Annotated in this window: 13 protein-coding genes and 1 pseudogene; 8 read left to right on the top strand and 6 right to left on the bottom strand. The window is 72.5% G+C overall.

Going from position 1 to position 17,285, the window contains the following annotated elements; all coding sequences use genetic code 11:
- Nucleotides 1-108: 108 nt before the first annotated feature.
- The 4 genes and pseudogenes from ACIQIB_RS30635 to ACIQIB_RS30620 form a co-directional block, all read right to left on the bottom strand.
- A pseudogene (locus ACIQIB_RS30635) lies at nt 109-2,748 on the bottom strand (lantibiotic dehydratase); the annotation flags it as partial.
- 279 nt (nt 2,749-3,027) lie between these two features.
- Entirely contained in the window at nt 3,028-3,228 is a 201-nt protein-coding gene (locus ACIQIB_RS30630; RefSeq protein ID WP_363609726.1) for a hypothetical protein, read from the bottom strand.
- Nucleotides 3,229-3,442: 214 nt separating this feature from the next.
- On the bottom strand, nt 3,443-3,856 hold the full coding sequence (locus tag ACIQIB_RS30625) for a hypothetical protein (RefSeq protein ID WP_400761982.1): 414 nt from the start codon (nt 3,854-3,856) through the stop codon (nt 3,443-3,445).
- 180 nt (nt 3,857-4,036) lie between these two features.
- Complete coding sequence (locus ACIQIB_RS30620) at nt 4,037-4,492, bottom strand: hypothetical protein (RefSeq protein ID WP_363609730.1); 456 nt, start codon at nt 4,490-4,492, stop codon at nt 4,037-4,039.
- A gap of 231 nt (nt 4,493-4,723) precedes the next feature.
- Here ACIQIB_RS30620 and ACIQIB_RS30615 point away from each other — a divergent pair, with 231 nt between their 5' ends.
- The 5 genes from ACIQIB_RS30615 to ACIQIB_RS30595 all read left to right on the top strand — a co-directional run bounded on the left by ACIQIB_RS30615 (nt 4,724) and on the right by ACIQIB_RS30595 (nt 12,261).
- Complete coding sequence (locus tag ACIQIB_RS30615) at nt 4,724-5,185, top strand: hypothetical protein (RefSeq protein WP_363609732.1); 462 nt, start codon at nt 4,724-4,726, stop codon at nt 5,183-5,185.
- Nucleotides 5,186-5,294: 109 nt separating this feature from the next.
- Entirely contained in the window at nt 5,295-6,593 is a 1,299-nt protein-coding gene (locus tag ACIQIB_RS30610; protein WP_400761980.1) for a magnesium transporter MgtE N-terminal domain-containing protein, read from the top strand.
- 419 nt (nt 6,594-7,012) lie between these two features.
- Nucleotides 7,013-8,479: an NRAMP family divalent metal transporter gene (locus ACIQIB_RS30605; protein ID WP_400761978.1), complete on the top strand. Its 1,467-nt coding sequence runs from the start codon at nt 7,013-7,015 to the stop codon at nt 8,477-8,479.
- Nucleotides 8,480-8,651: 172 nt separating this feature from the next.
- Nucleotides 8,652-10,934 carry a hypothetical protein gene (locus ACIQIB_RS30600; protein WP_400761976.1) on the top strand — a complete coding sequence of 761 codons (2,283 nt, stop codon included), beginning with the start codon at nt 8,652-8,654 and terminating at the stop codon, nt 10,932-10,934.
- A complete protein-coding gene (locus tag ACIQIB_RS30595) occupies nt 10,924-12,261 on the top strand; it encodes a hypothetical protein (protein WP_400761974.1) in 1,338 nt (445 codons plus the stop codon). Before ACIQIB_RS30600 ends, ACIQIB_RS30595 begins: the two co-directional genes overlap by 11 nt.
- A gap of 331 nt (nt 12,262-12,592) precedes the next feature.
- Here ACIQIB_RS30595 and ACIQIB_RS30590 read toward each other — a convergent pair whose 3' ends face one another.
- Nucleotides 12,593-13,600 (bottom strand): TSUP family transporter, encoded by a 1,008-nt coding sequence (locus ACIQIB_RS30590; protein WP_400762044.1) that lies wholly within the window; start codon nt 13,598-13,600, stop codon nt 12,593-12,595.
- A gap of 255 nt (nt 13,601-13,855) precedes the next feature.
- A complete protein-coding gene (locus ACIQIB_RS30585; protein WP_400652442.1) occupies nt 13,856-15,319 on the bottom strand; it encodes a S41 family peptidase in 1,464 nt (487 codons plus the stop codon).
- 230 nt (nt 15,320-15,549) lie between these two features.
- Here ACIQIB_RS30585 and ACIQIB_RS30580 point away from each other — a divergent pair, with 230 nt between their 5' ends.
- From ACIQIB_RS30580 to ACIQIB_RS30570, 3 genes are all read left to right on the top strand, one after another.
- Nucleotides 15,550-15,723, top strand: coding sequence for a hypothetical protein (locus ACIQIB_RS30580; RefSeq protein ID WP_400761972.1), 174 nt, complete (start codon nt 15,550-15,552; stop codon nt 15,721-15,723).
- A gap of 339 nt (nt 15,724-16,062) precedes the next feature.
- A complete protein-coding gene (locus ACIQIB_RS30575; protein WP_400761970.1) occupies nt 16,063-16,215 on the top strand; it encodes a hypothetical protein in 153 nt (50 codons plus the stop codon).
- A 236-nt stretch (nt 16,216-16,451) separates the two neighbouring features.
- A complete protein-coding gene (locus tag ACIQIB_RS30570) occupies nt 16,452-17,144 on the top strand; it encodes a hypothetical protein (RefSeq protein WP_363609748.1) in 693 nt (230 codons plus the stop codon).
- Nucleotides 17,145-17,285: the final 141 nt, after the last annotated feature.

The raw sequence follows: 17,285 nt of genomic DNA, 5'->3' as shown, positions 1-17,285 counted from the left end.
GGATCCCGCCAGCAGTTCCCTGGCCCGACCAGGTATCAGGAGCCGTTCGGCGGCCCGGACTTCGTCGCGCGGCCGTGCGGCACCCGGGCTCCTGGGCGCCACGCGGCCCACCCACGCGCACCAGTCCCACGGGCCCAGGGAGTCCAGCAGGTGGACGTACCCGGCGAGCAGTACCTCGGCCTTGTCGGCCCCCGCGCCGCGGCCGCCGAGGGCGGTGAGCAGGCCGACCGCCGCCAGGCTGTCCGCGCAGAACCACTCCTCCGCCCGTGCGACGCCTTCGACGCCGCCGTACCGGGAGGTCTCCTGCCCGTAGCCGGAGACGCGGAAGTCCCTGATCAGCCCGGACGCCTTCAACTCGCCGCACCCGCTCAGCAGTTGCGGCCAGACGGTGGCGGCGATCCGCTCGGCCGGGCCGTGCACCCGGAACCGGACGTGGTCGCCCGACTGCCGGTAGCGCATGAAGAACCAGCGGTCGACCGCTGCGCCGAACCGGTCCAGCAGCGCGGGTATGTGACGGGTGATCAGTGCCTCGTGCGCCTCCGGCAGGGCGTGGAGCTCGACGAACGCCCACTCGCCACCCGGCTGGTGCACGGGCCGCACGGCGCTGTTGGCGACCCGCTGCGGGTCCAGCGCGGGTACGGGGCCGGGGGCGGGCGCCGCGGCGCGCAGGGGCACGAGGATCTCGTTGCCGTGCCCGCCGAGCCAGCCGAACGCGTCGGCCTGCGCGTGCGGGCTCTCGGTGATCGTCACCCCCTCACGCAGCACCTCACGGCGCAGCATCTCCCGCTGGAACCCGCTGCTCAGGTCGAGTTCGCACACCTGGTCGCGGTGGCCGACGCTCACCCGGTCGTCGACCCGCAGCTCGCGCCGCCATGTCTCCACCGCCCGCGGCCAGTCCCGGCCGTGCTCGGCGTGCTCGCGCAGCCCGGGGCCGGGCTGCCAGCTCAGCGGCGAGACGACGACCCGCCCGAGCCGTACCCGGGGCAGCACCGGAAGGTGCTCGAACGGCCCCCAGTTCCAGGCCTGCCAGATCTTCTCCTCCCCGCAGTACACCAGTTCACCGAGGAAGCGGACCAGGTTGGGCGCGGCGGTCCCGAGCGACAGCACGTGCGGGATCACCGGGCGCACCTCCTGCCCGGTCCTCTCCCAGTACAGGCGCAGCCGGTCCCCGTCCGCGGCGACGACCAGGTCGCGCCAGTCGATGCGGCCGGGGCCGGCCGGATCGTCGAAGGTCCCGACCGGGATGGAATGGGGGAGCATCCGCGGCACCTGCATGACGTTCAAAGCGCGGGGCAGCACCGGGACGAAGTCCACCTGGGCGGCCAGCGCCTGCCCGTCGCCGGCCAGCAGCCGGCCGAGGTCCTCGGACGCGCCGGCGAGGTCGGCGAACCGCCCGGCCATCGCACCGGCGGTGAGGGTGCCCGTGGTCGGCGTGGTCACCAGCGTGAAGTCCCCGGCCGCCAGGTCCGCCCGGCTGCGCGCCACCAGCTGGAAGCAGAGTTCGAGGGAGGCCGGCGGCGGCGTTTCGGTGTCGACGCCGAGCCTGCGGATGTCGTCGTCGGTGAGCACGACCTCCCGCCGCTCGGCGGACAGCCCCCGCTGGAGCACGTCCGCCAGCGCCCGCACGCGGGCGCTCTCCGCCGGCGACTGCTTGGGGCGCTGCCCGGCGGGGAAGTCGGTACTGGTCCGCGGATGCAGGTAGGTGGCGGGGTAGCCGAGGCCGCGGTGAGGATCCACCAGTTCCTCCAGGCGGACCGCGCCGTGCTGCCCGTAGGTGTCCAGGAAGGCCTGCCGGTAGCCCCGCATGTGGGCGAAGGCCCCGCTCGGCGCCGACAGCGACCACATGACCGCGCCGTACCGTTCCGCCTCCCGCAGCACCGCCCCGGGCAGTCGCGCGTCCGTGTCCATCCGCAGGTCGACCTGCGCAGAGACCGTCTTCGACGGGTGCGCGCGGGCGGACACCCGGACCAGCCGGCGGTACGCGTCCGTCCCCTCGCCCGGGGCGGTGGCGCGGTAGTCGGCCAGGGCGGAGCGCACCGCGCTCAACTGCGCCCTCTCCTCGGAGGATTCGGGCAGGGCCTGCTCCAGCGAGGCCAGGCCGGGGTCGTCGAGCGAGGTCGCGGCGAACTCGGTGAGGAGCACCTCGTGGTGCGCCAGCACTCCCAGGAACGTGTCGAGGTGCGTGCGGCCCAGGCGCGGGAAGGCGGTTTCGGCCGCGGCCAGCAGGTCCGGGTAGGGCACCGGGCGGGCCGCGGCCGAGCGGACCCAGGACAGCAACGGCGTGCAGCGCATGGACAGTTCCTGCGTCGCCTGCTGTGTCCCGGTGATGTCCGCGGCGTCGTCCCCGCGGGCCCGCAGGTGCGGAAGCACCAGCCGGTCTCCCCGGACGAAGCACAGGTTGTTGACCACCACCCGCAGCGAGTGCCGCACGTGCGGCGCCCTGAGCCACTTCGCGGCCAGCCCGTCGAACCAGCCCGCGTCGGGGCGGGCGGACTTGACGGCCGATCCGTTTGCCGGCCGGGCCGGGACGGTCGACACCCCGGCGAACAGGCCGAACGGGGTCGGGCGGCCGGTGATGCGCCGCGCGTAGCGGGTCAGTGAGACGGCGGTGCGGACCAGCCGCTTGCGGCTGAGCCGGGTCCCGTCGGCGATCCGGTCGAGCTCGGCGGTCAGATCGGGGCTCGACACCGCGATCGCCTCCCGCAGTTCGGCGCGGGTCGACAGCTCGCTGATGTAATCCGTGAGCATCTCTTCGGTCGGTGAATCGCCCGTACCGAGCCTGGCGAGCATGCCGTCAAAAGTGTCAGCCGGAAGTGCCGCGGACCTGATGAATATCGGTTCGGCGGCCGAGAAATGGCTTTGGCTGGGCATGCCGGAAGAATCTCGCTTCCATGAAGAAGGCCGACCGCCGCCGGCATCCGCGAAGAGGAGATCCGGCGGCGAAACGGAATCCGGGGCAGTGGACCTCGAACGGCGTCACCGCCCCTTCCCGCGGTGGAGCCGCGGGAAGGGGCATGGCCGTTCCGACTAGCAGCACATCGGGTTGCAGTGGTTGGTGAAGCCACAGGAGGTGCCCGTGGCGCCGCCGGTGTCACAGGTGATGAAGGTGAACATCTCGGGCCGCAGCGGGGCGTCGGCACCACCGGTGATCGCCGTCTGGATGTCCAGGTCGAGGTCCATGAGGTCGAGGTCCTGCACGGTTTCCTCGGCAATGAGGGTAGTAGGCACATGAACTCCTTTGTCTCGAACGAATCCAGGAAATTCACCCGGTCCCGGGGCACGGCCGGCCGGGCGCCTTTCGGCGCCGCGACACCGGTGACTTCGGGGAGACGGAAGCGCCATTGTCAGCCCCCGTGTCGCACGACAAGCCAGCCCCCCCCAGGTGAATTGTCCCGCCTGAATGGTTCGTCTCCCGGTGCAATTGATCCTTGATCAAGGCGTGTCAAATGTCAACCCTTTGCCATGGCTTGCCGTTCGAGGCGAGGCCGGCGCCGTCGCGGCGCATCTGGGGCAGCACCATCTCCGCCTCGCGGGCGAGCACGACCGTGTGCCGCTGGAGCGTGCGGTCGGCCGCGTGCGACAGGCCGGACGTCGCGGCACCGGCCGCCCGTGCCGCACGAACACCGCCACCAAACCGCCGGACGGCAACGAATGACCGCAGGTCGTCGTGGATCTCGTCCGCGTCCCGCTGGGCGCCGGCGTGCTCGGCCAGTTGCCGGCTGCTCTTGCGGCCCACCGGTGCCGGCAGGCCTCGCATACGGCGGCGGGGTTCGACTCGGCGGAAGCGGTGCCCGATGTCCAGGAGGAGATCGTCCGGTTCGCGGTTCCACATCCCGGCGGCGCTCTCGGTGATCACATCGGGAGGCTTCCCCGAAGCCGTCATGACCGAAGGCGCTGTCACGCGACCGAGGGGCGGCCCACGGGAAGCCGCCCCTCGATGCCCCGCACCCCGGCTGCACTCCAGCCCGCCCGCATCGCCCCGGGTCACGCGGCAAAGTCCTGCTGGAGTACCAGGGGTACCGGTGCCGTCATGCCGTCACATGGTGCGCGGGGGACGCGGGACGCCCTGCCAGCGGTAGAGCATGGACTCCCACACGTAGGTGTACGTGAAGGTGACCTCGAACGTGGTGCTCCGTTCGAGGTACGGCCCGCCGTCCTCCGGGGTGAGCCGGGTGAACGCTCCGTAGACGCTGGCGCGCGGGTACACGCAGACGGTCCAGATGTACGAGCCGGACGACAGCTGGACGTCCAGGGCGGGCGCGTTGCCGCCCGGGGTGTTGAGGCTCCAGGCGTAGGTTCCGGCGTCCAGGTACAGCCGTCGTGAGGTGCACTGCTGGGGAGGCGTCACGGGAGCCGGCAGCGGTACCAACTGGCCGTACCCCTGCAGGAACTCGTGCTCGGTGGCGGCGCCGGCCGGTGTGACCGCCGGGCCCGTCACCAGGGTGAGCACAAGGGCCGGAAGAGCGAGGATCCAGGTGAGTCTGCGCAGCATTCGTGCCTCCGGTCGGACGGGCGTTCCTGCGGGCGGAGCCTGTGGTCTATGCCAATTCTGCTGGCCGGCCGCGTCCCTTCCCATCCCAGAACCCTGGGATCCCGTCGGCGGGCCCGGCTCCGGGCTCCGCCTTGCGGGCCCGCCCGCCGCCGGTCCGGGTCGCCGGTAACAGCGCCTTCAGCACCACGGTCGGCGGCCGCGTCACAATGAAGGAGAGGGAAGGTGGTCCGTATGCGGGCGATACCCCACCTGCGGACCGGCGAGGGCATGGCGGCGTTCACCGCCGCCGTCGTGGCCGTGGCGGCCATCGCCGCCATCGGCGTGTCGCCTGCCGGGGCCCGGCCCGTCGTCGCTGCGGCGCTCGGCGGAGCCGCGGTCGCCGTTCTCGGCGTTCTGGCGGCGTCGGCCCTCGTGCGCCGGGCTCGTTCCCGCCACCACACCCGGCAGCTCGACCGCGACCCGGCGGAGGCCTGGTTCGCGGCGCCGTCCATGGAGGACTTCCCCGAACAGGAGCTTCGCCGGCTCCTGCCGGAGACCGACGCGCCGTCCATGAACCGTCTCTGCACCGCGTGGGTGTTCGCCACCCACGGTCACGACGCCGTATGGCTCGAACGTCACTTCGACCTCACCGACGGCCTGGCCCGGAAGCTCGTCGAGCGAGCCCACCGACGCGGTCGGTTGCCGTGCCCCTGACTCCCGCACGACCCGCCTTGGCCCCGGCAGGCTGGGCCATTGGGGCCGGGTGCCGGCCCCACCCGGTGCGTCCCACGGGCCATCGCCGACGCCTGGTTAGCGTCGTGGCGTGGACCCCGTCGTGTCTCTCTCCCAACTGCTGCGCCGCCCGCTGGTGGGGCGTGGCGGCGCGGCCGTGGGCCGCCTGTCCGATGTGATCGTCCGCCTGCGCGGGCGCGATCACCCCCTGGTCGCCGGGCTGGTCGTGCGGGTCGGCCGGCGCGAGGTTTTCCTGCCCGTCGAGCAGGTCGCGGCCTTCGGCGGCGAGCAGATCCGGCTCACCAGCGAGGTTGTGGACCTTCGTCCGTTCGAACGGCGTGAAGGGGAGGTTCTGCTGCGCGCCGACGTCCTCGGGCACCGGGTGATCGACGTCGCCGAGGCCGAACTCGTCCGGGCACATGACCTGGAGTTGCGCCGGCGGCCGGACGGCTGGGTCGTCGACCGCCTGGACACCCACCCGCGCCGCGCCCGCCCGTTCGGGTTCCTCGCCGGTGCGAGCCGGCCGCGGTGGCGGGACTGGATGTCCTTTGAACCACTTATCGGCCACGCTCAGTCGGCACGCGTGCGCGGCCCGTTCGGGCGTTTGGCCCGGCTCAAGCCGGCCGACCTGGCGGACCTGCTGGAGGACGCCAACCGCACCGAATCCCACGAGATCCTGCAGACCGTCCACGCCGATCCCGAGCTGGAGGCGGACGTCTTCGAGGAGTTGGAGCCCGACTCGCAGACGCGCCTGCTCGCGGAGAAGAGCGACCGCGAGATCGCCGAGGTGCTGGGCCGGATGCGCGCCGACGACGCCGCCGACGCGATCAACGACCTTCCGCAGAGACGCCGACAGCCGGTACTCGACGCCCTGCCGGCCGGCCAGCGCGCGAAGGTCCTGACCCTGATGGGCTTCAACCCGTCCAGCGCCGGCGGTCTGATGGCCCTCGACATCCTCAGTGCGCGCCCGGACGCCACTGTCACCGAGGTGCTCGGCCTTGTCCGGGCGGCCCGCAACCTGCAGCCCGAGGCCCTGACCAGCGTCCACGTCGTCCGGGACGGAAACCGGCTGATCGGCACCGCGCCCCTGGTCGCCCTGGTGCAAGCCGACCCGGACACCCGCCTGGAAGAGGTCATGACCACCGAACCGGTCAGGGTGCTCCCGGACACCGACGTCGAGGATGTCGCCCTGCTGATGACCGACTACAACCTCCTCACGGTGCCGGTCGTCGACCACCGGGACCAGATCCTCGGCGTCATCACCGTCGACGACATCCTGGAAACCGTCATCCCCGAGGACTGGCGCCGGCGCGAGCCCGCCCCGCACCCCGCCCGCCGAAGCGACGACGCGCCGAGCGAGGCCATGAACACCACGGACCTCGACGGATGACGGCACCCCAGAACCCCCAGAACCCCCAGAACCCCCCGGACCACAACGACCGTGCCGACCGCCCCGCACACGCCCCCGCGAAGAGCCCCGCGAAGGGCCCCGCCCAACCCCCGCCGAAGCACGAGGACGCGCACCCCACCGCGCCGAGAGAACCCACCCCTCCCGCGCCCCGACCGGCCAGACGGCCACCGGCACCGGCAGCACCCGATTCCGCACCCGCACCCGGGAAGCCCGCACCCGCGAGGCCGGTACCCAGAAAGCCGGATGCACCACGGCCCAGCGCGGTCCTGGACGAAGCCCACCTCGGCGACATCGAAGGCGCGTTCGGCCGGATCCCCCGAGACCACACCGAAGAACGCCCGAGCCTCAAGACCCGCACACTCACCCTGCTGGCCGTTCTCGGGCCCGGCATCATCGTCATGGTCGGCGACAACGACGCCGGCGGTGTCGCCACCTACGCCCAGGCCGGCCAGAACTACGGCTACTCCCTGCTCTGGGTCCTGCTGCTGCTCGTCCCGGTCCTGGTCGTCAACCAGGAGATGGTGGTACGCCTCGGCGCCGTCACCGGCGTCGGCCACGCCCGCCTGATCAACGAACGCTTCGGCAGGTTCTGGGGCTGGTTCAGCGTCGGCGACCTGTTCGTCCTCAACTTCCTCACCATCGTCACCGAGTTCATCGGCATCTCGCTGGCCGCCGAGTACCTCGGTGCCTCCACATACTGGGTGGTGCCGCTCTCCGCCCTCCTGCTGATCGCCGTCACCGCGAGCGGTTCCTTCCGCCGCTGGGAACGCGCCATGTTCGCCCTCATCGCCGTCAGCCTGCTGCTCGTCCCGCTCACCCTGCTTTCCGGGCCGAAGTGGGGCCAGGCCGCCCACCACTTCGTCGTCCCCGGAATCCAGGGCGGCATCACGGGTGACGCGGTCCTGCTGGTCATCGCGATCGTCGGCACCACCGTGGCCCCCTGGCAGCTCTTCTTCCAGCAGTCCAACGTCATCGACAAGCGCATCACCCCGCGCTTCATCGGCTACGAACGCGCGGACACCGTCATCGGATCGGTCGTGGTAGTCGTCGGAGCGGCCGCCCTCGTCATGATCGCCGACTACGCCGCCCGCGGCACAAGCTTCGCAGGCAACTTCACCGACGCCGCCGGCGTCGCCCACGCCCTCGAACAGCACAGCCGCGCACTCGGCGTCATGTTCGCCGTCGTCCTCATGGACGCCAGCATCATCGGCGCCGCCGCCGTCACCCTCGCCACCAGCTACGCCTTCGGCGACGTCTTCAACCTGAGGCACTCGCTCCACCGCGGCTTCGGCGAGGCGAAGACGTTCTACGCCTCCTACAGCCTGATGGTGCTGCTCGCCGCCGCCGTCGTCCTCATCCCCGGCGCCCCGCTGGGAGTCATCACCGAAGCCGTCCAGGCCCTCGCCGGACTCCTCCTGCCCTCCGCCAGCGTCTTCCTCCTCCTGCTCTGCAACGACCCCGAAGTCCTCGGTCCCTGGGTCAACCCCCGCTGGCTCAACCTCCTCGCCGCCCTCATCATCGCCGTCCTGCTCCTGCTCTCCGCCACCCTGATGACCGCCACGCTCTTCCCCCGCATCGACGTCAAGACCCTGACCACCTGGCTCGCCGCAGCCCTGGTCGTCGCGCTCATCGCGGCGGCCGCCGGCCTGCGGATCGCCCGTCGGCGCTCCGGCGCCCCGGCCCGGGCTCCGGCACCCGCGATGCCGGCGGCCGAGAAGCTTGCCTGGCGGATGCCCCCACTGGCCCTGCTCAAGCCCGTCCAATGGTCACCGGCACTACGGCTCGGCATGCTCGCCCTGCGCGGCTACCTCGTCCTCGCCGCGATCCTGCTGCTGGTCAAAGCCATCCGCCTCGGCGGAGCGTGACCCGAGGGGAGAAGGCGATGCCGGCCCACCGCCGGCTGGTGCGCCGCCTCCCGTCGGGCCGGCGCCGACCAACGGGCCCCGGAAGCCGCCGAGCGCGAGCAGGCCGCCACCGAGGCGAAGCTCGGGACCAGGCGCGGGTAAAGTGACCGGCCGAACCACCGGAAGGGCACCGATGCGGACGCTGTCAGGGATACAGAGACGGACCGGGACGTTCGGGGCCCTGGCGGGTACGGCGCTCGCGGCCCTCGTGCTGCTCGGCAGCGCCGGAACGGCCGTTGCGGCCGGCCCGAGCACCGCGCCGAACGCCACGGCAACGTCCACGGCGTCCGCCACCGCCGCACCGGCCGGTCAACTCGCCCATGGCGCGACCCAGTCCGAGCGCCTGGCCGAGGAACTGCGCAAGAACCCGGTCTACGTCTCGGCCGACCGTCCCCGCGAACTGCCGCGCTCGCTCGCCCCGGACATCGCCGCCCTCGCCGAGCGCACCGGCGTGCCCACCTACGTGCTGGCGCTGCCCGCGGGCGACGCCGCGCTGCTCGCCCTGGTGCGCGACCGGCTCGGCGAGAACGGCCTGTACGTGCTGATCGGCGACCACGGCAGCATCACCGCCTCCGCGTTCGGCGTCGACGTCCCGGTCGAGGAGGCCCGCCGCATCGCCCTGTACGGCACCCCGTACGGGGCCGGCCCACTCGCCGCGTTCGAGTCCTTCGCCGACGCGATCGCCTCCGGCCGCGACCGGGCCGCCGCCAAGGCCGACGAGTCGTACGACCGCTACCACAAGGACGGCAAGCCCGACCTCTACATCAGCTCCACCGACCGGCAGAACCAGAACCTGCTGCTCGGCCTGGCCGTGGTGGTGACCCCCGGCCTGGTGCTGGCCCTCGGCATCCGGCTCTCCCGCCGCCGCTCCGACCGGCCGCGGCCGGCCGGGAAGAAGAAGGCCGCCGGCTCGAAGGCCCCGGCCGTCGTCCTGACCAAGACCCCGGCCGTCACCCCGGCCGTCACCCCGGCCGTCACCCTGGACAAAGGCGCGGGCAAGGCCGCGGCGAAGCCGAAGGCCCCGGCCCGCACCACCTGGCCCGCCGCCCGCCGACGCGGCGTGCTGCCGGTGACGGTGGTGGCGGCGGTGGCCGCCGCGGTCGCGGTGGTGCTGGCCGCGCCCACCGTCTTCCCGCAGACCGTAGACAGCCCGTACCTCAACGTCACCCAGGGCGACCTGGACGCCCGGGTGGAGGAGGTCGCCACCGGGCTCGCCGCCGGACCGATCTACCAGGACCCGTCCACCGCGGACGCGCTGACCGCCGCCGACCTGCCCGCGATCCGGCAGCGGATCGCCGAACTCGCGCCCAAGGGCCCGGTGCACGTGCTGGTCACGCCGACCGACAGCGACGACGAGAGCGGCGGCAGCAGCAGCATCCTGCTCGCCCGGGTCCACCAGCGCACCGGCCAGAACGGCGTCTACGTGCTGATCGACCCGGTGTCCGGCCGGATCGACCTGGACACCTTCGGCACCGACCAGGACGCCGCGCGCCGCTTCCTGCGCCTGCCGTCCACCGTCCTCTACCCGGAGTACCGCAACAACGGCGACCTGCAGGTGGTGCCGCGCCTCAACCAGACCCTGGACGCCGTCGCCGCCGCCCAGCCGGGGAGGGACGACGGACCCACGACCCGCGACGCCGAACTGCCCCCGCTGCGCGACAACCGGCTGCCCGGCCTGTTCAGCAGCGACTTCGGGCCCGGGATCGTGCTCGGCACGATGCTGCTGGGCGCGCTGCTGCTGGTCGCCTGGCTGGTGATCGCCATCGCGCGGGCCGTGCTGCACTCCCGCCGCACCCCCGCGGCCGACCCCTCGCCGCAGCAGCACGCCGGACCCCGGCACGCCACCGCGCTGCCGTCCGTCCGGCAACTGCGCGCCTGGGCCGCCGCCGACGTCCGCGAACTCACCGGGCGGCTGGCCGCCGCCGACCAGGCCGCGCCCGGCCGCACCCGAGCCTGGGACTGCCTGGACGCCGCCGAACTGCTGGCCGACACCGGCGACGAGCACCCGGACGAGGCCACCGAGGCGGGCAACCTGGCCACCGTCGCGGTACTCGCCCAGGCCGGACTCGCCGCCCTCCGGGGACACCTCCACCCCACCCTCTGCCGGCTCAACCCGCTGCACGGCGAGGCCACCGGCGGCAAGGTCCCGGGGTGGCTCGCCGACCTCGGCATCGGCCCCAGGTCCGCGCAGCTGTGCCCCGCCTGCCGGGACGCCTTCCGCAGCAGCGGCGCCAACCACAGCACCGCCGACCCGGCCGCCCGCGAACGGGAGGCCACCGAACGGCTGCTGCGCCTGCCCGGGGCGGACGGCCGCACCCGGACCGCCTGGGACGAGACCGGGCAGGTCCTGCCGGCCGCCCGTGAAGGGCTCGAAGCACTCATCCTCAGGGCCAGGGAGTCCGCCAGTGTCCAGTGACCGACTGACCAGTGACCGCCCGACCGGCGCCTCCCGCGGCCTCGCCGCCGGACTGCTCGCCGCCCTGCTGCTGGCCTGCACGGCGCTGCTCGGCACCGGCACCCCCGCCCGGGCGGAGACTGCGGGGACCGGGCCGACCGCCACGACGATCGCCGAGGCGCTGGCCACCAGCCCCGTCTACGTCGACCCGTCCTACGCGGCCGCCGTCAACCCCGCCCAGCAACAGGCCCTGGTCGACCAGATCGCCGCGACCGGCATGCCGATCAAGGTGGTGCTGGTGCCGCTGAAGAAGGGCGACGCCTTCGACGGCAGCTCCCGCACCCTCGCCGCAGTGATCAAGGAGCGGCTCGGCCAGCAGCAGCTGATCCTGATCAGCACCGACGAGTACGGGAAGTGGCTCAACGGCACCGAGTGGCCCACCGACGCCCATCAGACCCGCGACGCCGCCTCCGCCGTCGGCTTCCTCAGGGAACTCAACGACGCCGGACTGGCAGCCCGGGTCGCCAAGGCCGTGGAACTGATCAAGGCCGGCAACGGCACCGAGGTCTACAAGGCCGAGACCGCCAGGATCGACAAGGAGCACTCGGCCCGGCCCGAGGTCAAGGAGAACGCCTCCGGCTCCTCCTCCGGCCGCGGCCCCGGGACCCTGCTCGCGGTCGCCGCGGTGCTGGTCCTCGCCGCCGTCGGCGCCGCCTTCCTGGTGCGCCGCCGCCGCTCGCCCCGGCACACCGCCTTCACCTTCCCCGACGCCGTCTTCGCCGCCGAGCAGGCCGCCGACGAGGCCGGGCTGCGCCGCCAGGCCACCGCCGAGATGCTCGCCCTCGGCGAGGCCGTGGAGCACGGCGGCGGCGCCGCCACCCCGGGTCTGAGCCGAGCCCTGGACGCCTACGACGCGGCCGGCCGGGTACTGGACGCCGCCCGGGGCCTCCCCGACCTGGTCGGAGTGCTGGCCCTGACCGCCGAGGGACGCTCCGCCCTGGCACCGGCTCCCGGACTCCCGCTGTGCTTCTTCGACCCCCGGCACGGCACCGCCGTCCGCCGCACCACCTGGCGCCCGCTCGGCCGCCGGGAGCGGGCCGACGTCGCGGTCTGCGAGGACTGCGGCCAGGCCCTGCGCGCCCGCCGCTCGCCGCAGGTGCTGGCGGTCCGGGACCAGGGCCGCACCGTCCCCTACTTCGAGGTGCCCGCCGAACGCAGCCTGTGGGCCGCCACCGGCTACGGCTCCCTGCTGTCCGGCCCCGACGACACCCTCGCCGCCCGGGTCGGCGCCGGCGAGTTCAGCCGCGCACGGCAGCAGTCCGAGGACCACGGCGCGGCCAAGGACTGACCCCGACATACCCCCTGACGGGGCGCCGGTTCCCTGGCGGAACCGGCGCCCCGCCGTTCCGCCGCCCGTCCGGGTCGCACAGTTCCCGCACGGCCGACGCGCCGGGAGCCAGGAGCCGGGAGGAGCCGGGAGCCGGGTGGTGTCAGCGCTGCCGCGGGCCGGGCAGTGAATTCGGTCCGCCGTCATGGCGGCCACTCCTCATGTGCGTGGTTGGTCGCGAGGGGTGGCCCGGTGCGGCAGCTCAGGCTGTCGTCCAGGCGGCTCCCGGCGGCCGGGCCTTCGAGGTCTCCGTCTTCCGTCAGGACGGCGAAGCCTTCGGCTGTCGGGCTGGTCAAACCCGGGCGGGAGACCCCTCATGGCGGAGTTCCGGGGAGAGGATCGCGTAGCGCTCGTTGCGGACGAGGGCCACGCACAGGACGGTGAACATCGTGAGGGCGGCGACACTGGCCGCGACCATGAACGGTGTGAACGGCACGAGCAGCACGGTGCTGATGAGTTCGGCTCCGATCAGGACGAAGAGTACGGCCCTGATCGTGAAAGGCGCGAGCTTGGTGCATATCCACGCCCCCAGCGGAGCGCCGACGGCGACCACCGGCGCCGCCGCCGTCCAGTACCCGACGACGGGGCCTGTGAAGTCATCGAGCAGGATCACGTGGGTGAGGAACGCCGCGACGGAAACGATCGTCATCATGACCACGGTCGTCGGGGTGGCGACCTTCTCGGACACCCTGAAGAGCAGGACCAGCAGGAGGAACATGACGCAGTTCTCCCCGACTCCCGCCACGCCGCTGACAATCCCGCCAGCGAAGCCCGCCGCCAGGACAAGGCCCTTCTCACGTTGGCTCCAGGCGGGGATCTTCGCGTTGCGGCGGTATCCGCGCTGACCGAGCTGGACGACCAGGGCAAGAGCGAGGGCCACCAGCAGCATGGTGAACAGCGCCCGTACGACGGGGAGTGGTACGTGCGGAGCGAGCAGCGTCGCGCTCAGCGCGACACCGACCACCCCGGAAGCAGAACCGTAGAGCACCACCTTCCGCTCGATCGGAATCCGGTTCAACAGGATCGACAGCGAAGCGGCCGACATACCGATCGACTGGATGGCGAAGGTGAATATCCTGGCCCGGTCCGGGGGAACGACCAGGACCTTGGTCAGGACGGGGAAGGCGATGGCACCCCCGCCCTCACTCGTCCCGCCGCCCACGAGGGAGCCGAAGACCATCGTCAACGCCACTCGCCAGTTCTCCGCGAGCACGGTGAAGTACTCCGTGCCCCAGACGAGGGCCCAGACCAGCCAGACCACACCGGCAAGGGCGGCGTTGACCACCAGCACACGAGGCACCTTCAAGCGGCCAGTCACGGAGGCATCCCTCTCACGAGAATCACGATCACGACATCCCGCCGCACCGTAGCGTGAAAGACGGGCCTGCCGGACGGTGCGGGCTTCAAGTCAGCACGATGGAAGAACTTCTCCTTCCGGTGTGGTCGATGGTTGCGTTGAGCGCGCCGCCGCCCGCTCCGCCGGCGGATGCGGCCGGCCCCCACCTCTACCCGGCCACCGGCCGGGCCCTGAGGGCGGTGGATCCGATGTGACGGGTCATTGGTGGCCGGCTCCGGCGGTGAGCAGCCGCCGGGCCTCGGTCAGGGCGGAGTCCTTCAGCCCGGCCAGCTCCTCCTTCGTGAAGACCGGGGTCCGGACGTCCGGCGGGATGCCCGGTCCGTCGAAGGTGGTGCCGGCCGGGGTGAGGAACTCCTCGTTCGGCAGGAGCAGCACGAGGTCCGAGGAGAGCCGTCGGGCCAGGGCGTCCGAGAAGACTCCCTGGGTGTTCTCGCCGATCCGGGTGATGTGCGGGCTGCGGCCCATCATCGCCTGGGTGAAGGTCTCGCCCGCACTCACCGTGGAGCCCGAGGTGAGCAGGGCCACGGGCCCGGTGAAGCGGGTCGCCCCGGGGGCGGGGCGGACGGTGACCGACTGGGGCCGGGTGAAGGCGGCCGGGTCGGCCGGGTCGTTGCGAGCCACCTTCCGGTAGGCCAGGTACGGCCGGTCGGTGAACCGGGAGGCGAGCCGGACGGCCAGCGCGTCCGAGCCGCCGGCGTTCACCCGGGCGTCGATCACCACCCCGCGCAGGGGCGTGGCGCGGGGCCGGTCGAGCAGGGCGCCGACGGCCTTGTCGAGTTCGGCCTCCTGGTCCTGCTGGCCGCCCTGGTCGACGTAGTCGCCGAACGCGCTCACCCGCAGGTAGCCGAGGCCGTCCGGGAGTTCGCCGACACCGAGGAGGCCGTTCCCGAACGGCTGCTCGGGGACGGCCAGCTGGGCGCTGATCGGCGGCAGGACGGTGGTCAGCAGCTGCGCGGTCGGCGCCACGGTGCCGTCCCGCATCTCCCTGAAGAAGGTGGTGTACCCGCCGCCGGGATTCGCACGGAGCAGGGCGACGTGCGAGTCCTGGAGCGGTTTGACCATGGCGATGATCGTGTCCACCAGGTTCTCCGCGGTGACCGTCGGCCGGTACGCCGCCCGCTCGGCGTGCCAGTCGACGCCCTTGACGGCGAAGAAGGGGTAGTTCTCCTCGAAGCTGTCCCAGAACCTGTCGAACACCGCGACGGGATCGTCCGGGACCGGCAGCGCGCACCGCGCCGGCAGCCCGCCGGGCAGCCGTTCCAGCGTACGGGTGCCGGTGCCCGGGTCCTTGGCGTACACGGCCCGGTGGCGTCCGTGCGGGGTGACGGTCAGCTGGGCGAAGGGCTCCCCGGGGGTGCCGTAGCGGACGGCGCCGCCGGGCAGGGGCGCGCCGAACTGTTCGGCGGAGGTCACACCGGGGGTGCAACTGTTCCTGGTGACGTCGTAGGTGGTGAGGGCGGTCCCGTGGATCTCGACGATCGTGCCGTACCCGTCCGCCCGCCAGACGCCCTCCAGCCGGTTGGCGCCCGGCCGCTTCGCGCCGTCCCCCTCCGGTGCGGCGCCGACCGCCCCGGCCGCGCCGACCGTTCCCGCCGTGAGCACGAGCGCGACCGCCGTGATGCCCGCCGCCCGGGCCATCGACTTCCTGTGTCCGATACCCATGCCGTGCGTGTGCCCTCCAGGTCCGGGACTTCCCCCGCGGAACCCCTCCGCCGCCCACGGGTCGACGGTACGGACCGGTCCGGCCGCCACGCGTCAGCCTGTGGAGCGGTCCGGACCCCGACCAGGGAGGTACACCGGTGCGCTCCCGGCTCCGCCCTGCGGCGTACCCGCCCCCGGAACGGCGTCAGGGTCACCGGTTCGGTGTCCAACTCCCTTGCGCTCAGGCCGCCATGGCCGATCAGCTCCAGCGGCTGCTGCGCTCTGGCGCGGTGTCGGACAAGGCGATTCGGGCGCTCGGCGACCTCGCCCTGCACGGCCTGGTCGCCTCGGACGGTGAGGCCACGCTGGTCATGCCCTGGGACGAGCCCCGGGACGGCGACCCCGAGGCCGTGCCGGCGGCGTGAGGCGGTTGCTTCCACAGGGGGCTGAACCGGCGCCTGGACAGGGGGCTGCGCGGTTGCCCCGAGGGGTGCACCGAGAGTTGCGGCCCCCTTCCATGGGATCGCCCGTTCTAGCAGGTCAGACCGTATGGGAAAGCCTCTCACGCGCGCCGGCACCTCTTTCCACGCGATGGCCGTGGGCAGAGGATCCGCTCCGCCGGCCGACGGCGCCGGGCTCGGCGGGGCGCCGCCCGGTTCGCGTGTCCCAGGGAAGTCCAGTGCTGTCACACATCCTTGACGGAACGTCAGCTGCGCGGGGCGGTGGCGCAAGAACACGCAACCGACCCGACATGGGAAATCGTCATGACGCTACGGTTTGTCGGGATCGACCCCGACACCCAGGGCGGCGGTTCGCCGACGGTCTGGGTGGGCGACGAGAAGAAGAGGCTGAAGACCGGACTGGGGCTGGTCTCGTGTGCGGGGGTGGGTGCTGGTTCCGGTGGTGTCGCCGGTTAGGGATCCGCAGCGTTGACCTGGGTGTTTGTGCGGTCGGTTGAGAAGCGCCGGGTGGCATGAGAAGTGGTGAGGTTTTCCGCAGTCGTAGTGAGAGGGCACGCAGGCGGTACGGCGCTCGGACATGCCGACACCCTGCCCGCTCGCCCGCTCTTCATGGCCGTCCTACGCCCGCGACATCCTGCTAGCATCCGGCGCCATCGCACCCAGGGGAGAGGTGCCACATGACGGGGAGGGGCATGGACCCCGCACTCATCACCGGAATCGCGTCGGTGCTGTCGGCCGGCGTCGCATCCGCCGGAACGTACTTCACCATGCGGGGGAATCGGCGACACGACAAAGCCGAGCAGGACGCGAAGATCCGCGACAGGCGGGAACCGGTCTACAAGGAAGCCGAGACGCTCGCCACCGCGTTTGAGAGCATCGCCGTGCTTCTCGTCGAAGTCACACCGCGGGAGCGGGGTGCCGTGCGGAGAGAACTCGGCGACAACCGGCTGCGCATGCTCCGCTACCACCGCACGCTCGCCCTGACCGGGCCAGTGGGGATCACCTACATGTGGCAACTCATCGAGGGTCGCGCCAACAACCTGGTGCACGCACTGGACCAGCTCGGATACAGCGACCCGGACCACGAGCCGACGGATGAGGAGGAGAAGCGGGCAGCCGAGGAGCTGGCCGTCTTCGCCAAGCACATCGCCCCGCCGTTCGGCATCATGGGCGCGCTGCTGGACGATCCGCGGCTGATGGGCAGGCTCGACATCCAGCACCGAGTCGACGAAGAGGGCGAGAGCCTCAGCGTGATCGTTCCCCGGGCCGAGCGCCGTCTGTGGTGGCTGGGCCGGCGCTCTGCCGACAGGTATGAGGCTCTGGGGCGGCCGGCGTCGGAGAGGTCCGAGCAGTCATGCCCCGCAAATGGATCGCCTTCCCCGTGACCTCGCGACGAACTCCCGCAGCGGACTCGACGAGCTGCTGCGGGAGTCGGCGTCGTCGCCTCGCTGGCGTCCCGCAGGTGGTGGCCACGGCTGGGCTGACGCGGTCCGCGCCGCGGCCGCCGCGGCGAACCGGCCCTGGGC

The sequence above is a fragment of the Kitasatospora sp. NPDC092286 genome, from assembly GCF_044755565.1.
Lineage (GTDB): Bacteria > Actinomycetota > Actinomycetes > Streptomycetales > Streptomycetaceae > Kitasatospora.
Note: the sequence above shows the minus strand (reverse complement) of the source record. Positions and strands in the feature narration are given on the sequence as shown.